The organism is Citrobacter sp. Awk 4, assembly GCF_028069725.1.
In the GTDB taxonomy this organism is placed as follows: Bacteria; Pseudomonadota; Gammaproteobacteria; order Enterobacterales; family Enterobacteriaceae; genus Citrobacter_D.
This window is the reverse complement of the sequence record NZ_JANEWG010000128.1, coordinates 1-982: the sequence shown is the minus strand read 5'-3', so window position 1 is coordinate 982 and position 982 is coordinate 1. Positions and strand designations below refer to the sequence as shown.

The following is a 982-nucleotide window of genomic DNA, read 5'->3' as shown; positions in this document are numbered from 1 at the left end:
TTATTGATGACATTGACAGATTGACTCCATCCGAGACATTTCAAGTTTTGCGTCTCGTAAAGGCCGTTGCAGATTTTTCAGGTACTTCGTTTTTATTAGCATTTGACTCAAATTATCTTATATCTGTTTTAGATAAGAATGATATTGTTAACTCGTCGGAATATATCAATAAAATAATACAGCTAAGAGTCCCTCTCCCTGTAATTTCTGAAAGAGGGATGAATGACCTTGTTGATATAGAATTGGAAAATCTAAGTGATAAAACATTGACCGATAGATTTGAAAGTGATCAAGAAAGGTTAAGTTGGATTTATCACAATTACTTTAAGCACCTCATCAAAAATCCAAGAGAATTAAAAAGATTCTTTAACCACTTAAGATTTGTGTTGGAACAGGTGGAAGGTCAAGTATGCTTCTCTGACCTTTTTGCGTTATCTATGATTGCCACAAAGTCAAATTTAGTATACGAGCACATTAAGAATACGCCAGAAGCATATATAGGTAAGAGATTTTATAATGACGGACTTATTATGGAGAAACCACAGGAAGTGGTGAATACATATAGTCAAGAGAGAGTTCATAACTTAACGAAGTTCAGCGATAGGGATCGTAGACTAATGGAAAGCCTACTTGGGGATATTTTCCCTCTTCTGAATTCTAACAGCTACTCTCATTATGGAGTTTCTGATGACGACTCTGCCGGAAGAGTATCAGCACCACAGAGACTCTATGTTGCTTTTCATTATAAAACACCGGCAGGATATTTTTCTGATCAAGAGATCCTTGACTTCATAACTGGAGATATTGATAGGTTTGAATTTCTTCATAGAGTAGTTTCTGAAGATGCTGATGAGCGATTCTTTGAAATGATGACAAGTTACTCAAGTAAGTGCGAAGATAAAAGTTTTGAATTATTGACTTGCATATACGATTCATTTTTGTTTTCTGAAAAGCTAATATCATCTCTGGAAAACAACCATAG

General features: G+C 34.9%; 1 protein-coding gene. It reads left to right on the top strand.

What is annotated here, in order from left to right:
* The coding region (locus NNO04_RS22455; RefSeq protein WP_271446525.1) for a P-loop NTPase fold protein at positions 1-982 on the top strand (982 nt) is incomplete at both ends.